The following is a 16,839-nucleotide window of genomic DNA, read 5'->3' as shown; positions in this document are numbered from 1 at the left end:
CATGAAGAAAATATTAGTAGCCAACCGTGGGGAAATTGCCCTTCGCGTGATGAAAACGGCTAAAAAAATGGGAATTAAAACGGTAGCTGTTTATTCGGTGGCCGACAGAAATGCACCTCACGTAAAATTTGCCGATGAAGCGGTTTGTATCGGAGAAGCACCTTCTAACCAATCCTATTTGTTAGGAGATAAAATCATCGAAGTCGCTAAATCACTTAATGTAGACGGAATCCACCCGGGTTACGGATTCTTAAGCGAAAATGCCGATTTCGCTGAATTGGCAGAGAAAAACAACATCACGTTTATCGGTCCAAAATCAAAAGCCATTCACATCATGGGGAGCAAATTAGCGGCTAAAGATGCGGTGAAAGCTTATGATATTCCAATGGTTCCTGGTGTTGATAAAGCCATTACCGATATTGAGGGAGCCAAACAGGTTGCGAAACAAATCGGTTTTCCAATCCTGATTAAAGCGTCTGCCGGTGGTGGTGGAAAAGGAATGCGCGTGGTAGAAAACGAAGCGGAATTCGAATCGCAAATGAACCGTGCCATCAGTGAAGCGGTTGCAGCTTTCGGAGACGGTTCGGTTTTTATTGAAAAATATGTAGGTTCGCCGCGCCATATCGAAATTCAGGTCATGGCGGACAGTCACGGCAATATCCTGTATTTGTTTGAAAGAGAATGTTCTATCCAGCGTCGTCATCAGAAAGTGGTGGAAGAAGCCCCATCATCAGTGCTAACGCCGGAAATTCGTAAAGCGATGGGAGAAGCAGCGGTTAAAGTGGCGCAATCTTGTGATTATTTGGGTGCCGGAACGGTGGAATTCCTTTTGGATGAAAACAAAAACTTCTACTTTTTGGAAATGAATACCCGTTTGCAGGTAGAACATCCGGTAACGGAAATGATTACGGGGATGGATTTGGTGGAAATGCAAATTCGTGTCGCACGTGGCGAAGCGTTAAGTATCAAACAAGAAGATTTGAAAATAAACGGTCATGCGATGGAATTGCGTGTGTACTGCGAAGATCCGTTAAACGATTTCCTGCCGAATGTAGGAACGTTAGACGTTTATAAAGTACCGCAAGGCGAAGGAATCCGTGTAGACGATGGTTTCGAAGAAGGCATGGAAGTGCCGATTTATTACGACCCGATGCTTTCCAAACTGATTACTTATGGGAAAACCCGTGAAGAATCCATCCAGAAAATGATTGAAGCGATTCAGGCGTATAAGATTGAAGGGGTTCACACAACCTTACCATTTGGAACTTTTGTAATGGAACATGAAGCGTTCCGTAGTGGCGATTTCGATACGCATTTCGTGAAAAAATATTACGACAGTGAAGTGTTGAAAGCCCATATGCATAAAGAAGCGGAAGTGGCTGCTTATGTAGCTTTGAAACAATACATGGAGGATCAGAAAGTCTTACGTTTACCAAATCAGTTATAATCATGGAATCAAATAAATTCGACATATTAAATCATAAAATAGCCGAGTCCAAATTAGGAGGCGGTGAAAAAAGAATTGCCACGCAACATGCCAAAAAGAAATTAACGGCACGGGAGCGCATTGAATATTTCTTTGATGAAGGTTCGTTCGAGGAAATCGGTGCTTTTGTAACGCATCGTACCAAAGATTTCGGGATGGACAAAGAACATTACTTAGGTGACGGTGTAATTACAGGTTACGGAACGGTTAATGGAAGACTGGTTTATGCTTTTGCTCAGGATTTTACCGTTTTCGGAGGAGCTTTGTCGGAAACCCATGCAGAGAAAATCTGTAAAGTGATGGACATGGCCTTGAAAGTTGGCGCTCCGATGATTGGTTTGAACGATTCTGGTGGTGCGCGTATTCAGGAAGGCGTTCGTTCGTTAGGCGGATATGCTGATATTTTCTTCCGAAACGTACAGGCATCAGGAGTGATTCCGCAGATTTCAGCGATTATGGGACCATGTGCCGGTGGGGCAGTGTATTCTCCTGCTATGACGGATTTTACGATGATGGTGGAAAATACGTCGTATATGTTCGTAACCGGACCAAACGTTGTGAAAACCGTTACGAATGAAGAAGTAACTTCTGAAGAATTAGGAGGCGCAAGTACGCATTCCACAAAATCCGGAGTAGCACATACGACATCCGCCAATGACGTGGAATGTCTGGAAGATGTTAAGCGTTTGTTAAGCTATTTGCCGCAAAACAATACCGAAATCCCCGAAGATTTGCCGTATGCGTTAGGAGAGGAATTCAGAGAACAGTTGAACAACATCGTTCCTGATAACCCGAACAAACCTTACGATATGCACGATGTGGTAAATGCCATTATTGATGAGGAAAGTTTCTTCGAGATTCATAAAAATTACGCTGAAAATATCATCGTAGGTTTTGCAAGAATCGGTGGAAAAAGTGTCGGAGTAGTAGCCAACAACCCAATGTTCTTAGCCGGATGTTTGGATGTAAACAGTTCGATTAAAGCAGCTCGTTTTACCCGTTTTTGTGATGCATTCAACATTTCGTTATTAGTATTGGTGGACGTACCGGGCTTCTTACCGGGAACTGATCAGGAATGGAACGGAATTATCGTTCATGGTGCAAAATTATTATACGCCTTAAGCGAAGCAACGGTTCCGAAAGTAACAGTAATTACAAGAAAAGCTTATGGTGGTGCGTACGATGTAATGAATTCCAAACATATCGGAGCGGATATGAACTTTGCTTGGCCGGGAGCAGAAATCGCGGTAATGGGAGCAAAAGGAGCGTCGGAAATCATTTTCAAAAAAGAAATCGCCGAAGCCGCCGATCCTGTTGCAAAACTATTGGAAAAAGAAACGGAATATGCAGAGAAATTCGCCAATCCGTATCGTGCCGCACAGCGTGGGTTTATCGATGAGGTTATTTTCCCGCAAGATACCCGAAGAAAGTTAATAAAAGCGTTCAAAATGCTTGAAAATAAAGTTGTGGACACTCCGAAACGAAAACATGGAAACATACCTTTATAAGATCAAAAAAACCGCCCTTAAGGCGGTTTTTTATTAACTACAACAAAAACTAAAACAAAATTATACCGCAACAGATATAATTTTTTTGGAACTGTTCAATAACTCAATCATACATTTTAAATCTTCTTTGTTTAAATCGTACTGATCGTTATCCAACAGGTAATTTTGATATTCCAGCATTTTTCGGTATTTTAATAACGAAAAAGGGCTGTGGGAATTTAGGTATTCTGATTTGTATTCGCGCCACAGATTCATTCTCTTAACCATGAAATTCATGTAATAATAATGCGAATCAACATGGGCATCAAAGCCTTCAAATTTTATCGTCTCTAAATCAAGTATTTCTTTTTCTTCTTCGGAAAACGATTCCAGAGCGTTGTTGATACGACGGTACATGTTTAAAATCTGGCTGGTTTCTTCGCAAATTTCAATAGGGATTTCTTCGGTATCCACTTCGAAAATTTCATAGTATTGCTCGGTATAGCCGTTTTCCAGTATTTCGATTTTCACTTCATACTCGTCGGACTGATCCGTTATTTTTGATAAAATTTTATACTGATTGACCAATAGTTGTCTTTCAACGATAGATAGGGTTTCCGGAATCATAATTTTAGTTGTTTAATTGTTTATGCAATAGTAAAACGATATCCGGAGTTGGTGTTGTGGTTTTTCCGCAATTAATGTTAAAATGAAAAGTAAAATTACATTTGCTATTTACTATTGCAAAAAAAAAATCCCCATAAACCGGAGTTTACGGGGAGTATATTTAACGGAAATCTATTATCTAAAATCTTTTAAGGTGTTGAGTTTTCGTTTACGTTCTTCAATTAAAACGTTGAATTTCTCTTTTTGATCCTTATTCAGAAAGCTGATAATCTCACGATCGGTGTTGGTCAATAACGCTTCCATTTCGCTGATTTTAGCCGTTTCGGAACCGTCGCCGGAAGCAATAGCCGTTTGCTTTTTCTGGTTTTCGGTAATCACTTTGGTAATCACAATCACCTGAAGTTCGTCCAAAAGCAATTCTTTTTTTAATTTATCTATCGTTTTGGTAACCGTTTCTTCGCGAATAGCATCCTGCTCTTTTTTAGGGAGTTTGGAGATGTCCCGCATCGGCATGTTTCTTCTTCTTCCGTATCCGGTAACGCCGCTTCTGTTGTTGGCACCATAAGGGTCTTCATATCCATCCTGCCCATAAACGGTCGTAAAACCCGCCAGCAGTAATACAATAAGCATTGTTTTTTGAATGGATTTCATTTGCTTTAGAGTTTAAGGTCCGGTAAAAATAAGCTTTTTAGGCAACCGGCTCGCCGTAAAGGTCAAATTCAGTCGCTTCCGTGATTTTTATGTTTACGAATTCACCTGTTTTCACATAGTGTTTCGTGGCATCAATCAATACTTCGTTATCTACATCGGGGCTGTCGAATTCGGTTCTTCCCACAAAATGCCCGCCTTCTTTTCGGTCGATGATGCATTTGAAAATTTGTCCGACTTTCTCCTGATTCAAATCCCATGAAATTTGCGACTGTAATTCCATGATTTCATTTGCACGCGCTTGTTTTACTTCGTCCGGAACATCGTCTTCCAATAAATAAGCATGCGTGTTTTCTTCGTGAGAATACGCGAAACAGCCCATACGGTCAAATTTCATTTCCTGAACAAAGTCTTTCAAAATCTCGAAATCTTCCTGAGTTTCCCCAGGATATCCTACGATTAAAGTCGTACGAATCGCCATTCCCGGCACTGCCTCACGGAAATCTTTCAACAGTTTCGTTGTTTTTTCCTGAGTAGTTCCGCGACGCATCGATTTCAAAACATTGTCGGATATGTGTTGCAACGGAATATCAATATAATTACAGATTTTCGGCTCGCGTTTCATCAATTCCAAAACGTCCATCGGGAAACCGGTAGGGAAGGCGTAATGCAAACGAATCCACTCGATGCCTTCTACTTTTACAAGGTTTTCCAATAATTCGGCAAGATTGCGTTTTTTGTATAAATCCAAACCGTAATACGTCAAGTCCTGAGCGATTAGAATCAATTCTTTCACACCGTTTTTCGCCAAACCTTCCGCTTCTTTTACCAATTTTTCAATCGGTTGCGAAACGTGTCCGCCTCGCATCAACGGAATCGCACAAAAACTGCACGGACGGTCGCAACCTTCGGCAATTTTTAAATACGCATAGTTTTTCGGAGTTGTCGTTAAACGTTCACCTAATAACTCGTGTTTATAATCAGCACCCAACGCTTTCAGTAATTGCGGCAATTCTGTCGTACCGAAAAACTGATCCACATTCGGGATTTCTTTTTCTAAATCAGGGCGGTAGCGTTCAGATAAACAGCCGGTTACGAAAACCTTGTCTACCAATCCGCGTTCTTTTTTATCCGCATATTCCAGAATCATGTTCACTGATTCCGCTTTCGCATTGTCAATAAACCCGCAAGTGTTAATCACAATAATATTCCCCTCACTTTCTGCCGGAGCTTCGTGTTCTACCTCTTTACCGCTGGCTTTCAACTGACCCATCAGTACCTCACTGTCATACACGTTTTTCGAACACCCAAGGGTGATTACATTGATTTTGTTTTTCTTTAACGACTTGGTTCTCATATATTTACGATACTTATTTTAACAAAGTGCGCAAAATTACGCTTTTTATAATTAGGAGCACCATCGTTTGGGAATTTTTTAAGGGTTTGTCCCGCCATACGCTCTATCTTTTACTTTTTAAAGAAAAAAGCAAAAGGATGCCACTGCTGTCGGGGCTAAAGGCAAGCGGAAGTGCATAAAAAAAACCACTCCGTAAGAAGTGGTTTTGTATTTCTGATTTCAATTGTTTTAGAAATTGAACGTATACGAAAGTGTCATGTTGTTGTTTTTAACGTTAACCTTAGCAGCATCCGTAAAACTGGACAATAAACTTACAGCCATGTCTCTTTGCGAATAGGAATACGCCAAATCAATTCGGGAGTCGCCAAAACTATATCCCAAACCTGCTGAATAACCGTTCAGATCGGCAACGGTTTTTTTGTCTTTGTACGGACTTTCTTCAAATCGGTATCCGCCACGAAGACTAATCTGTTTGATTCGGTATTCGAGTCCAACTCTAAATTCGGAAGCTGCTGTAAGTGTTTCTGCCATTTTCGAATTCACTGAACTGTAATAACGATTATTCTCCGGTTTGAATTTGGTGGCACCGTAGTCTTTCAAGGAATAATCAAAGCTGATTAAGCCTTTTTTGCCGAAGATATATGCTAAACTTCCGGTGATTTTTCCTGGGGTCTGAATTTTGTAAGTAGGGTAGATGTTAATTACATCCGGATTAATGTTTGAGGATGATTCGGTATTTGCCGGATTGTCATTCGGTCCCGTTTTGAATGTTGTCGAGATGCTTTGGGATAATTCATCGGTTAGAGTATACCATGTAGGGGATTCGTAACCAGCTCCTAAGCGGAAGTCTTTCGTGATTTTTGCGATAAGACCTAGATTTAATGAAAAACCGCTGCCATAAGTGTGTAAATCGTTGTTGAAAACTACACTGTGAAGTGTTGCAATACCAGCATTGTCAGGCCCTGAATTTGTTTCATAAACAGATGAAGTCTGGGTGTAATCTGTAAAGTGTACATTCAGATTCATTCCTAAAAAAAGTTTGTCTTTATAGGAACTTGAAACATTAAACGCGAGTTTTCCGTTATATCCAGAAGATGAAATTCTGTTTTCCTGATAAAAATTTCCTCCTGCCGGAACTGTTGAGGTATAGTTTGTAATGTTTGGATCGTTTGTGTTTCCGGGATCTACCGGGCTAAACATGTACGACTGGTATCCCAGCCATGCCTGTTGATCGATAAAAGTTAAATCTCTGTAGTTGGCATCTTGTAATGTACCAAGGGTTATTCCGCCTAAATCACCGAAACCATTTGCGAATGAGGTGAAATATTCACTTATGGAACGATTCGGATTAACGCCTCTTGAAAAAATATTGTTTTCAAAGTCGTTCTTTTTTTCATAGTTAACGGCTATGGTAAATTTTTTCCAATCGCTGTTTTCTTTAGTGTTTAGGAAAACAAGCGAGGCTCCCAACTGGTTGAAATCTAAGGTAGAACTGTTGTCAGTAGAAGTACTCCCGAAATAGTTGGAATTGTTTTTTATGTTGTAATTACTGATGGTTCCTCCTGCGGTATTGCTGTTGAAAAATGCCGAACCGGCCGGATTTACATTGATGGAAGATAAATCACCTCCCACGGCACCAAAAGCACCGCTCATCCCTCTGTAGCGGGCAGTTCCCATAGTGTTGTCAATGGCATAACGCAATGCTGATGCAGGATTAGGTTCTTGGGCGTTTGCCAGGAAAGCCGACAAGAAAAAGGCTGTATAGAGTAACTGTTTTTTCATAACATTCAGATGTTTTATTAACGTTAAAAACCTAAGCCTGAAATGAAATCAGACTTAGGTGTTGAATTTTATCTTCTTCCGCCACCGCCGCCGGATCTTCCGCCACCGTAACTTCCACCGCCACCACCGTAGGAACCTCCTCCGTAAGAACTTCCGGAGCTTCTTGGAGCTGAATAGCTGTTGTTGCTTCTTGGTGAAGAATAATTGTTGTTATTTCTTGGTGCAGAATATTCTGAACTTCTTGGTTTGGGTTCGTTACCCGGATTTATTCTAGGACGCGGAGTTGGATCTTGATATTGATTGTTTCGCGGATTGGTCGTGTTGTTTCTCGGATTAACATTGTTATTGTTATTGCGAGGGTTCGTCATATTGTTATTGCGCGGATTGTTGAAATTCGGCGTTCTTGGGTTGGTGAAATTACTGCTTCTCGGACGCGGTGAATTGTTTATGGAATTACCTCTTCCTCCGGAATAGATACCTGAATTTGAATACGAACGGCCTCTGTTACCCTGATAAGAATAACCGCCTCTAGTTCCTCCTATGTAATGATGGTGACCGTAGTAGTTGCCATAATAAGGATAATAATAACCGGAATAGTAAGGGTAGTACCATGAGTTCCAGCCCCATCCGTAGTAAGGAGAATTCCAGCCCCATCCGAAACCAACATTCCAATAACTACCATAATAGGAATTCCAACCCCAACTCCATCCCGGAGTATACCATGAGTTCCATCCCCAATTGTAGTAAGGAGAGTTCCATCCCCAATAATCGTTATTGTAATAATTAATGGTTACATTTTTATTGTTGTCGCCCCATCCGGCATAATCGTTCTGTTGGTTTTTGGCGACAGTGTCGTTGGGTTGTGAATTATAGTTTTCCACATCAGTAAAAACCTCATTACCATCAGAATAGTTGTCTTTGTTTGCGGCAAAATAATCTTTGTATCTGTTGCCTTGTTCAAGGTTTTCTTCGCTGTACTTGTTTTCGTTTTGTGTACGGGGTCTTTCTGAGGTTCCGTACACACCGTCGTTATCATAATACGATGAATTTTGATAAGAACCACAGGAAGAAGCCAAAAGTCCTACTAATCCAAATACTGCGTAAATGGATAAATTTCGGCCGGATAGGTAATTAGTTTTCATATCAATGGTGTTTTTTATTGTTGGACATAACAAAAATAGTTAGTTTTGTCGAACTATTTTATCAAAGATAAGTTAAACAATATTTGTGCCAAAGTATTAAAAATGAGCAAGAACTTAACAAAACGGTCAGAAGATTATTCCAAATGGTATAATGAACTGGTTGTAAAAGCAGATTTAGCAGAGAATTCCGGAGTAAGAGGGTGTATGGTTATCAAACCGTACGGCTATGCTATTTGGGAAAAAATGCAGGGAGAATTGGACCGTATGTTCAAAGAAACAGGTCATCAAAACGCGTATTTCCCCTTGTTTGTTCCGAAAAGCATGTTTGAAGCAGAAGAAAAGAATGCTGAAGGATTTGCAAAAGAATGTGCTATTGTTACGCATTACCGATTAAAAAACGATCCAGATAACAAAGGAAAATTAATGGTAGACCCGAATGCGAAACTGGAAGAAGAATTAATTGTCCGTCCTACCAGTGAAGCGATTATTTGGTCAACATATAAAGGCTGGGTACAGTCTTACAGAGATTTACCGCTATTGATTAACCAATGGGCTAATGTGGTGCGTTGGGAAATGCGTACGCGTTTGTTTTTGCGTACAGCTGAATTTTTATGGCAGGAAGGACACACCGCTCATGCCACAAAAGCAGAAGCATTGGAAGAATCGGTGAAAATGATGAATGTGTATGCGGATTTCGCTCAGAATTTTATGGCGATTCCGGTAGTTAAAGGAGTGAAAACCGAAACTGAGCGTTTTGCAGGTGCTGATGAAACTTATTGTATTGAAGCGTTAATGCAGGATGGAAAAGCACTTCAGGCGGGAACTTCGCACTTTTTAGGGCAAAATTTTGCTAAAGCTTTTGATGTGAAGTTTGCGAACAAAGAAGGAAAACAGGAACATGTTTGGGGAACCTCTTGGGGAGTTTCCACCCGTTTGATGGGAGCGTTGGTAATGACGCATTCTGATGATAACGGCTTGGTGTTGCCTCCAAACTTAGCACCGATTCAGGTGGTAATTGTGCCGATTCACAGAACGGACGAGCAATTGGAAGCGATTTCTACCCAGGTTAATGAATTGATGAAAGACTTACGTAAAGTAGGGGTTTCGGTTAAATTTGATGACAGAGATACGCAAAAACCAGGATTTAAATTTGCAGAATGGGAATTGAAAGGAGTGCCGGTGCGCTTGGCTATTGGTCCGAATGATTTGGAAAACGGAACGTATGAGGTAGCGCGTCGTGACACGTTAACAAAAGAGACGGTTTCTAAAGAAGGAATTGTAACGTATATTCAGAGTTTATTGGAGCAGATTCAAAGCGATTTATTTAATAAAGCCTTGAGTTACAGAGATACGCATATTACGGAGGTGAATTCGTTTGAAGAATTCAAGGATGTTTTAGAGAATAAAGGCGGTTTTGTTGCTGCGCATTGGGATGGTTCCGCCGAGACGGAAGAGAAGATTAAAGAGCTTACAAAAGCAACGATTCGTTGTATTGCTTTAGATCGAAAAGAAGAGGCAGGAAGCTGTGTATTAACAGGTAAGCCTTCTGCAGGAAGAGTCTTGTTTGCCAAGGCTTATTAAAAAATTAATTTTTTTTAAAGAGAGGCTTGCGAGAATAAAAAATAGTTGTATTTTTGCAACCGCAATTAGAAAAAGAGGCCCGTTCGTCTATCGGTTAGGACGCCAGGTTTTCATCCTGGTAAGAGGGGTTCGATTCCCCTACGGGCTACAACTTTTTTTCTAATATGGCCCGTTCGTCTATCGGTTAGGACGCCAGGTTTTCATCCTGGTAAGAGGGGTTCGATTCCCCTACGGGCTACAACGTTTACTGAAAACTATAAAAACAGGCTTTGGCCCGTTCGTCTATCGGTTAGGACGCCAGGTTTTCATCCTGGTAAGAGGGGTTCGATTCCCCTACGGGCTACAAAATTAGTTGTAAATAAGTTTTATGAAATAATGATTCAGTGTCTCGAATTATTATTTTATTAGTTAAAACCAAAGTGATTGTTTTGCAATTGTGGGAGGTTTTTCTTTTTTAACTAGTAATTTAAAATAATTATTACAATTAAAAATTTAAGAAAATGGCAAATCATAAGTCAGCTTTAAAAAGAATTAGAAGCAACGAGAAAAAAAGAGTATTAAACAGATACCAACATAAAACTACACGTAATGCTATTAAAGCACTTCGTTTAGCGACGGACAAATCTGAAGCAGCTGGGAAATTATCTTCAGTTATTTCTATGATTGACAAATTAGCGAAGAAAAATATCATTCACGCTAACAAAGCTTCAAACTTAAAATCAAAATTAACAAGACACGTAGCTGCTTTATAGTAGTAAAAGTCTTAATGAAATAGGAAGCCCTCAATCTCGAGGGCTTTTTTTGTTATTAATAGGTTAATTTTTAGCTAACTACTTCATAATTAGTCTTTTTAATTCAAAAAATAGTTGTACTTTTGCACCTTCAAAATTTGTATATGACTTCAATTAGAAACATCGCGATTATTGCCCACGTTGACCACGGTAAAACAACACTGGTTGACAAAATTATGTATCACTGTCAGTTATTCCGTGAAAACGAAAACACAGGTGATTTGATCTTGGATAACAACGACTTAGAAAGAGAAAGAGGAATTACCATCACTTCTAAAAACGTTTCCGTAACTTACAAAGGCACAAAAATTAACATTATTGATACTCCCGGTCACGCCGATTTTGGTGGTGAAGTTGAGCGTGTATTGAATATGGCAGACGGTGTTTGTTTATTGGTGGATGCATTTGAAGGCCCAATGCCGCAAACGCGTTTCGTATTACAAAAAGCTATCGATTTAGGATTAAAACCTTGTGTGGTAATCAATAAGGTAGATAAAGAAAACTGTACTCCGGAAGAAGTACACGAAAAAGTTTTCGACTTAATGTTCGAATTAGGCGCAACGGAAGCACAGTTGGATTTCCCAACGGTTTACGGTTCTGCTAAAAATAACTGGATGTCTGACGATTGGAAAAACCAAACTGATAACATCGAACCATTATTAGACATGGTATTAGAGCACGTTCCTGCTCCAAAAGTTTCGGAAGGAACGCCTCAAATGTTGATTACCTCTTTGGATTTCTCAGCATTTACAGGTCGTATTGCTATTGGAAGATTAGAAAGAGGAGTGTTGAAAGAAAATATGCCAATTTCTTTAGTAAAAAGAGATGGTACTATAACAAAATCTAGAATTAAAGAGTTACATACTTTTGAAGGTTTAGGTCGTAAAAAAGTAGAAGAAGTAGTTGCTGGAGATATTTGTGCCATCATTGGGGTAGAAGGATTTGAAATTGGAGATACAATTGCAGATTTTGAAAATCCTGAAGCTTTACAAACTATTGCTATTGATGAGCCAACAATGAGTATGTTGTTTACTATTAACGACTCGCCATTTTTTGGTAAAGAGGGTAAATTTGTAACATCGCGTCATATTAGAGAGCGTCTAACAAAAGAATTAGAGAAAAACTTAGCGATGAGAATGGCTGAAACTGATTCTGCTGATAAATTTATGGTTTTTGGTCGTGGTGTATTGCACTTATCGGTTCTTATTGAAACTATGAGAAGAGAAGGGTATGAATTACAAATTGGTCAGCCACAGGTTATCATCAAAGAGGTTGATGGCGTTAAATGTGAGCCTGTTGAGGAATTAACAATTGATTTACCAGAATCACTTTCTGGTAGAGCAGTAGAATTCGTTACTTTACGTAAAGGTGAAATGTTAAGTATGGAAACAAAAGGTGATCGTATGGTTATTATATTCAATATTCCATCTCGTGGAATTATTGGATTACGTAACCAATTATTAACAGCTACTGCTGGTGAGGCTATTATGGCGCACCGTTTTATTGGATACGAACCATACAAAGGAGAAATTTCTGGACGTAACAAAGGTTCGTTAATTTCTATGGAAAAAGGAAAAGCTATTCCTTATTCATTAGATAAATTACAGGATAGAGGTAAATTCTTCGTAGAGCCAAATGCTGAAATTTATGAAGGTCAGGTTATTGGTGAAAACTCTCGTGGTGATGATATGTGTGTTAACGTAACGAAAGAGAAAAAACTAACAAACGTTCGTTCTTCTGGAAATGACGATAAAGCAAGAATTATTCCACCAATTATTTTCTCATTGGAAGAAGCATTGGAATACATTCAAAAAGATGAATACGTTGAGGTTACTCCAAAATCTATTCGTTTACGTAAAATTTATTTGACAGAAAATGACAGAAAACGTTTCAAAATTTCATAATTGAAACGCAGTTAAATAAAAAAAGCCACTCATTTGAGTGGCTTTTTGCTTATATTAATCTCAACGATTTCAGAAACAAATCTATTAATACCATGTCTTCTTTTTGATAGTCATCGTTAAGCATTAAAGTTACCACCAAAATTCCTTCATCTTCACCACCGTAACTCAATACATTGTAGACTTCTTTTTCGTCTTTGTAGGTAAGGATGACTTTTTTCCCTCTTAAGGTTTGTCCGGAAGCAATTTTAAACTCACTCGGGAATTCTTCTTTCTTATAACCGTATCGAATGCTTTCTTTGGTGAGTTCATGAATCATTAAATCAATAATGGAGGTTGGGTTCAAACTGCTATAGGTTTGAATCATATAGCCATTGCCGGTTGATTTTAAAATCGATAACTGATTGATCGATTGGTCCAGCTTGGTTGCAGATACCTTTAGGTTACTGGGATAGGAAAACGAAATAAAGTTGTCATTGTAAACGGATGTTTCTTTTTGTTTGACAACAATTTCCAACATCTCGCCGTTTTTCAATTTGTATTTATTGGTTAACTCTAAATCGGTTTGGATAGTGTCTTTATTGATTATCAGAAGGTAGTTTTTTGTTTCCTGTGCTTGAATTGTTCTTGTAAATAGAATAAAAGAAAATAATAGGATTATGTTTTTAATCGTCATGAAAATTATGTTTAATTGTTATCGTTTTAATGTAAAATGCCCTTTAATAATTCTACCGTCTTCAAGATTAATTACGTACCAATAATCTGTTGAAGGAAGCATTTGTCCATTGAAAATGCCATTCCATCCTTCTCCGTCTGGAGCCATTTGTTTCAGTAATTTACCGAAACGGTCAAAAATATAGATAGTGCTGTTGCCATAGAATCCTTTTTCCATGCCTTTAATAGTCCAAGTGTCATTGTAGCCATCACCATTTGGGGTGAAAAAACTAGGAATACCCAAGACAGAAATTTCTTTTGAAATTTTTCCGCAACCGTCTTTATCGATGATGTAAATCGTATGAATTCCAGGGGTGACATTTTCAAAATAATTACTATCCTGAAAAGGGCCTTCAGGTAAATCAAGGCTGTATAAAAATTCATCCTCATTTCCCTGAACATAAACGGTTATCGTATTGATGTCTGATAAATCAACTATGGAAACGGACTCAATTAGGGCAATATCTGAGTTTTTTACGACAATCGTTCTTTCTTTAGAACAGTTTGTACTATTTGTTACGGTTACGGTATACGTTCCGGAAGTGGTAACGCCAATACTTGGAGTTGTTTCTCCGCCCGGTGTCCATAAATAAGTAAATGAGTTGGGGCTTTGGAAACCGATTCCGGCATCTAATGTTACTGTCGAATCGGGTTTGTTCAAACAAAATACATCGGTATCATTAATGATGATATCCGGTAATGTGTCGACAGTTAAATCGATGGTGTTAACACCAATACAATCATTACCATTTTCAATTCTCACAAAAACACGTTGGTTGGTTGCTTGTGAATTGGTGAAATTGTGTGGAGTTGGAATTGCATTCTGTTCCAATAAAGCATCATTACCCGAAAGGTAATAATTGGTTGTATTTCCAGGAATCTCATAACCGGCATCGGATAAGTTAAATTCAGTATAACCGTCTTCTGTTCCATCGGCATCACATTTTCTTAAATTAAATGTGGTTGTTGGATTCACATTCACATTTAAAGTTAGAGTAGTGTAACTGTAACATTGCGTTGTATTGTCGGTTACCCTAACATTTAGTATCTGAGGGTTTTGGATATTGGTGTAAATGGTGTTTATTGGCGTAGTGCTGTTTCCCTGAATATAAAATGAGGTGCTGTAATTCGGATTGTTACCAGTTAAAACACTGTTGGCTTCTGTTAAATTAAAAGTAGTAAAGCCATCAGGGTTCACCTGAAAATCACATTGTGTTAATTGAGCCGGTATTGCATTGGGCAGTGGATTCACAATTAAATTAAATTGACGGGTACTGTAGCAAGTAGGGTTTAAATTGTTTTCTATTCTTACAACCAATGACTGTAAATTGGGTACAGTATTGTAAAATAAAAGGGATTGAGGATTACTGTCGGAATCAGCATCCGATTGATTTAAATGATAAGAAATAGTGCTGTCAGCAGCGTTTTGAGTTCCTAAAATTCCATTGTTTAATGAGGAAAGATTAAAAGTGGTTTGACCGTTGGTGGTATTTCCATCTGAATTGTCATCGCAGAGTATTATGTCTGGAAGTGAGTTAATTACAGGGCGTTTGAAAACATTTACCGTAAATTGTGTCAGATCATAGCACAATTGGTTGTTTTTGTTTGATACTCTTGCAAATACCGTGAATGTTGGTACTGTATTGGTGTAATTCGTTGGGTCAATTGTATTGGTATTGTTAATGGCATCCTGATTGTTTAAAAAGTACTTGACTTCAAAAGTAGAAGGATTTTGACTTCCCAAAATTGAACCTGTTAGCGATGCAAAGTTAAAATTGTATGTCTGATCACTGTCATCATCACATTGGTTAAGTGTTTGATTTGGGATAGGATGAGCCACTGGGGTTTCATGAATGGTAACTACCTGTTCATTTGAAACCGGACTTCCATTAACAGTAACGGTAACATTAACGGTATAATTACCAGGTGTACTGTAAGTGTGGGTTGGGGATAATTGCGACGAACTATTCCCATCACCAAAATCCCATTGAATGCTTTCCAAATTTGGATTTGCCGGAATACTGAAAGTTGTTGGATCTCCCAAACAGATGTTTGTCACCGCTATACTGGTGTTAAAAACCGAAGTTATAAAAGGCGGTAAGCCTAATGCAGAAGTTCCGTAAACCAATTCTACTCCAAGCTGTTGATAATTACAACCGAGTCCTGCTGTTTCCGGATTATTGATTACGCCTAAGTGGGTGTCGATATTACTTTGTGTTGAAAAATTAGCACGGTATATTTTTTTATTTGGCCCCAATTGAAGAGCTCCTGCTGTTGAATTAGATTGGTCAATAACTACCTGATTGATCGGGGCAGTCGTCAGATCAAATTGTAATAATTGACTGGACAGGTTGTTGTTTATTCCATTTGTGGCATAGAGTTTTTTTGAATCGGCAGAAAACTCAATGCCATAAGGATTTCCACCCGTTACTAAAGTGTTTTGATTGGAAACTATGCCTGTTGTGTTGTCAAAATCATACAGAATAATCTGCCCATTTCCTTCTGTTCCACCCGTTATACTTCCTAATTGACTGTGTGCAATTGCAATTTTTCTTCCGTTTGGAGATGATTTTAGATAACCAATAGAATTTTTGCGGTATCCGTTTATGGAAACAAAAGGATTTATAGTAGAAATAACCGGATTGGGATCTACACCACTATTGTTGACTTTAAAAGCGTAAAATTTATTTACAAAATGGGTTAGAACCCAATATCCGCTTCCGTTGTTGTTCTTTACAGCGGTTATTTTTTCAGAACATTTATAGGCTACTTCACCATTGTTTAACGGATTGTAGGTTACTAAATAAACATTTCGCTGTGTAATGTCTCCAATACTGCCGTTTGTTCCGGTAACGGATAGGTCTACAACAGAGTAGTTTAATCCGTTATTGAATCCGTCATCCTGATCTGGGGTTACATCTGTATTTTGATCGGGAAAAACTGCAGCATTTTCATGATGAGGTTCGTCTACGGTAAAAATATAATAGATGTCAGGATTTCCGGGTTTAGGAACTATAATCGCAGATTGTGTACTTGAGGGATCACCCAATAGCCCTGTACCCGCGTTGTAATTTCCATTGGGCATAATGACATGATTTCTGTCCCAGACTGTTTTTCCGTCTGAATAAAAAAGTAAATCCCCATTAGCATTTGATATTGAACTGCATCCTTCAAATGTAAAAAGTAGCCCTCCGGAAAGAGGAACAACAGAGCCGTCTGGCATGAACTTAATTCCCGCACCACTTCCAAAATACCAATTGTTTGCCTCACCTTGTGCAGAACAGGTAATCGTAAACAAAAGGTATAGCATGAAGCAATATAAA

12 protein-coding genes and 3 tRNA genes are annotated in these 16,839 nt (G+C 38.8%); 8 read left to right on the top strand and 7 right to left on the bottom strand.

Annotated features, from left to right (window positions below; all coding sequences use genetic code 11):
* Nucleotide 1 precedes the first annotated feature (1 nt).
* Together accC and FCR2A7T_RS04395 are read left to right on the top strand one after the other, a co-directional pair.
* Nucleotides 2–1,447: an acetyl-CoA carboxylase biotin carboxylase subunit gene (accC, locus tag FCR2A7T_RS04400; protein ID WP_023570079.1), complete on the top strand. Its 1,446-nt coding sequence runs from the start codon at nucleotides 2–4 to the stop codon at nucleotides 1,445–1,447.
* Between the two features lie 2 nt (nucleotides 1,448–1,449).
* Nucleotides 1,450–2,994 (top strand): acyl-CoA carboxylase subunit beta, encoded by a 1,545-nt coding sequence (locus FCR2A7T_RS04395; protein WP_023570078.1) that lies wholly within the window; start codon nucleotides 1,450–1,452, stop codon nucleotides 2,992–2,994.
* 60 nt (nucleotides 2,995–3,054) lie between these two features.
* On the opposite strand, the gene FCR2A7T_RS04390 is transcribed toward FCR2A7T_RS04395, so the two are convergent.
* The 5 genes from FCR2A7T_RS04390 to FCR2A7T_RS04370 form a co-directional block, all read right to left on the bottom strand.
* Entirely contained in the window at nucleotides 3,055–3,600 is a 546-nt protein-coding gene (locus FCR2A7T_RS04390) for a YfbU family protein (RefSeq protein ID WP_023570077.1), read from the bottom strand.
* A 174-nt stretch (nucleotides 3,601–3,774) separates the two neighbouring features.
* Complete coding sequence (locus tag FCR2A7T_RS04385) at nucleotides 3,775–4,251, bottom strand: hypothetical protein (RefSeq protein ID WP_023570076.1); 477 nt, start codon at nucleotides 4,249–4,251, stop codon at nucleotides 3,775–3,777.
* A gap of 37 nt (nucleotides 4,252–4,288) precedes the next feature.
* Entirely contained in the window at nucleotides 4,289–5,605 is a 1,317-nt protein-coding gene (gene rimO / locus FCR2A7T_RS04380) for a 30S ribosomal protein S12 methylthiotransferase RimO (protein ID WP_023570075.1), read from the bottom strand.
* Nucleotides 5,606–5,833: 228 nt separating this feature from the next.
* Nucleotides 5,834–7,387, bottom strand: a complete 1,554-nt coding sequence (locus FCR2A7T_RS04375; protein ID WP_023570074.1) for an OmpP1/FadL family transporter — start codon at nucleotides 7,385–7,387, stop codon at nucleotides 5,834–5,836.
* Nucleotides 7,388–7,455: 68 nt separating this feature from the next.
* Nucleotides 7,456–8,529, bottom strand: a complete 1,074-nt coding sequence (locus FCR2A7T_RS04370) for a hypothetical protein (protein WP_035117317.1) — start codon at nucleotides 8,527–8,529, stop codon at nucleotides 7,456–7,458.
* A 102-nt stretch (nucleotides 8,530–8,631) separates the two neighbouring features.
* On the opposite strand from FCR2A7T_RS04370, the gene proS reads away from it, so the two are divergent.
* From proS to typA, 6 genes are all read left to right on the top strand, one after another.
* Nucleotides 8,632–10,110, top strand: coding sequence for a proline--tRNA ligase (gene proS / locus FCR2A7T_RS04365; protein WP_035117487.1), 1,479 nt, complete (start codon nucleotides 8,632–8,634; stop codon nucleotides 10,108–10,110).
* Between the two features lie 76 nt (nucleotides 10,111–10,186).
* Nucleotides 10,187–10,258, top strand: a tRNA-Glu gene (locus tag FCR2A7T_RS04360).
* Nucleotides 10,259–10,276: 18 nt separating this feature from the next.
* Nucleotides 10,277–10,348 (top strand) — tRNA-Glu (locus FCR2A7T_RS04355).
* Between the two features lie 33 nt (nucleotides 10,349–10,381).
* Nucleotides 10,382–10,453, top strand: a tRNA-Glu gene (locus tag FCR2A7T_RS04350).
* A gap of 157 nt (nucleotides 10,454–10,610) precedes the next feature.
* Nucleotides 10,611–10,862: a 30S ribosomal protein S20 gene (gene rpsT, locus FCR2A7T_RS04345; RefSeq protein WP_023570071.1), complete on the top strand. Its 252-nt coding sequence runs from the start codon at nucleotides 10,611–10,613 to the stop codon at nucleotides 10,860–10,862.
* A 143-nt stretch (nucleotides 10,863–11,005) separates the two neighbouring features.
* Nucleotides 11,006–12,805: a translational GTPase TypA gene (gene typA / locus FCR2A7T_RS04340; protein WP_023570070.1), complete on the top strand. Its 1,800-nt coding sequence runs from the start codon at nucleotides 11,006–11,008 to the stop codon at nucleotides 12,803–12,805.
* Nucleotides 12,806–12,854: 49 nt separating this feature from the next.
* Here typA and FCR2A7T_RS04335 read toward each other — a convergent pair whose 3' ends face one another.
* A complete protein-coding gene (locus FCR2A7T_RS04335; RefSeq protein WP_023570069.1) occupies nucleotides 12,855–13,478 on the bottom strand; it encodes a hypothetical protein in 624 nt (207 codons plus the stop codon).
* Nucleotides 13,479–13,496: 18 nt separating this feature from the next.
* Nucleotides 13,497–16,826, bottom strand: coding sequence for a T9SS type B sorting domain-containing protein (locus FCR2A7T_RS04330; RefSeq protein ID WP_051369502.1), 3,330 nt, complete (start codon nucleotides 16,824–16,826; stop codon nucleotides 13,497–13,499).
* Nucleotides 16,827–16,839 lie beyond the last annotated feature (13 nt).

The organism is Flavobacterium cauense R2A-7 (assembly GCF_000498475.1).
GTDB lineage: Bacteria > Bacteroidota > Bacteroidia > Flavobacteriales > Flavobacteriaceae > Flavobacterium > Flavobacterium cauense.
The sequence above is the reverse complement of the archived record's forward strand: the minus strand, read 5'-3'. Positions and strand labels throughout refer to the sequence as shown.

Coding starts and splice junctions, on each gene's coding strand:
- FCR2A7T_RS04330 (WP_051369502.1), bottom strand. CDS start 16,826: ATGCTATACCTTTTGTTTACGATTACCTGTTCTGCACAAGGTGAGGCA.
- FCR2A7T_RS04370 (WP_035117317.1), bottom strand. CDS start 8,529: ATGAAAACTAATTACCTATCCGGCCGAAATTTATCCATTTACGCAGTA.
- rpsT (WP_023570071.1), top strand. CDS start 10,611: ATGGCAAATCATAAGTCAGCTTTAAAAAGAATTAGAAGCAACGAGAAA.
- FCR2A7T_RS04335 (WP_023570069.1), bottom strand. CDS start 13,478: ATGACGATTAAAAACATAATCCTATTATTTTCTTTTATTCTATTTACA.
- FCR2A7T_RS04395 (WP_023570078.1), top strand. CDS start 1,450: ATGGAATCAAATAAATTCGACATATTAAATCATAAAATAGCCGAGTCC.
- FCR2A7T_RS04390 (WP_023570077.1), bottom strand. CDS start 3,600: ATGATTCCGGAAACCCTATCTATCGTTGAAAGACAACTATTGGTCAAT.
- FCR2A7T_RS04375 (WP_023570074.1), bottom strand. CDS start 7,387: ATGAAAAAACAGTTACTCTATACAGCCTTTTTCTTGTCGGCTTTCCTG.
- rimO (WP_023570075.1), bottom strand. CDS start 5,605: ATGAGAACCAAGTCGTTAAAGAAAAACAAAATCAATGTAATCACCCTT.
- FCR2A7T_RS04385 (WP_023570076.1), bottom strand. CDS start 4,251: ATGAAATCCATTCAAAAAACAATGCTTATTGTATTACTGCTGGCGGGT.
- typA (WP_023570070.1), top strand. CDS start 11,006: ATGACTTCAATTAGAAACATCGCGATTATTGCCCACGTTGACCACGGT.
- proS (WP_035117487.1), top strand. CDS start 8,632: ATGAGCAAGAACTTAACAAAACGGTCAGAAGATTATTCCAAATGGTAT.
- accC (WP_023570079.1), top strand. CDS start 2: ATGAAGAAAATATTAGTAGCCAACCGTGGGGAAATTGCCCTTCGCGTG.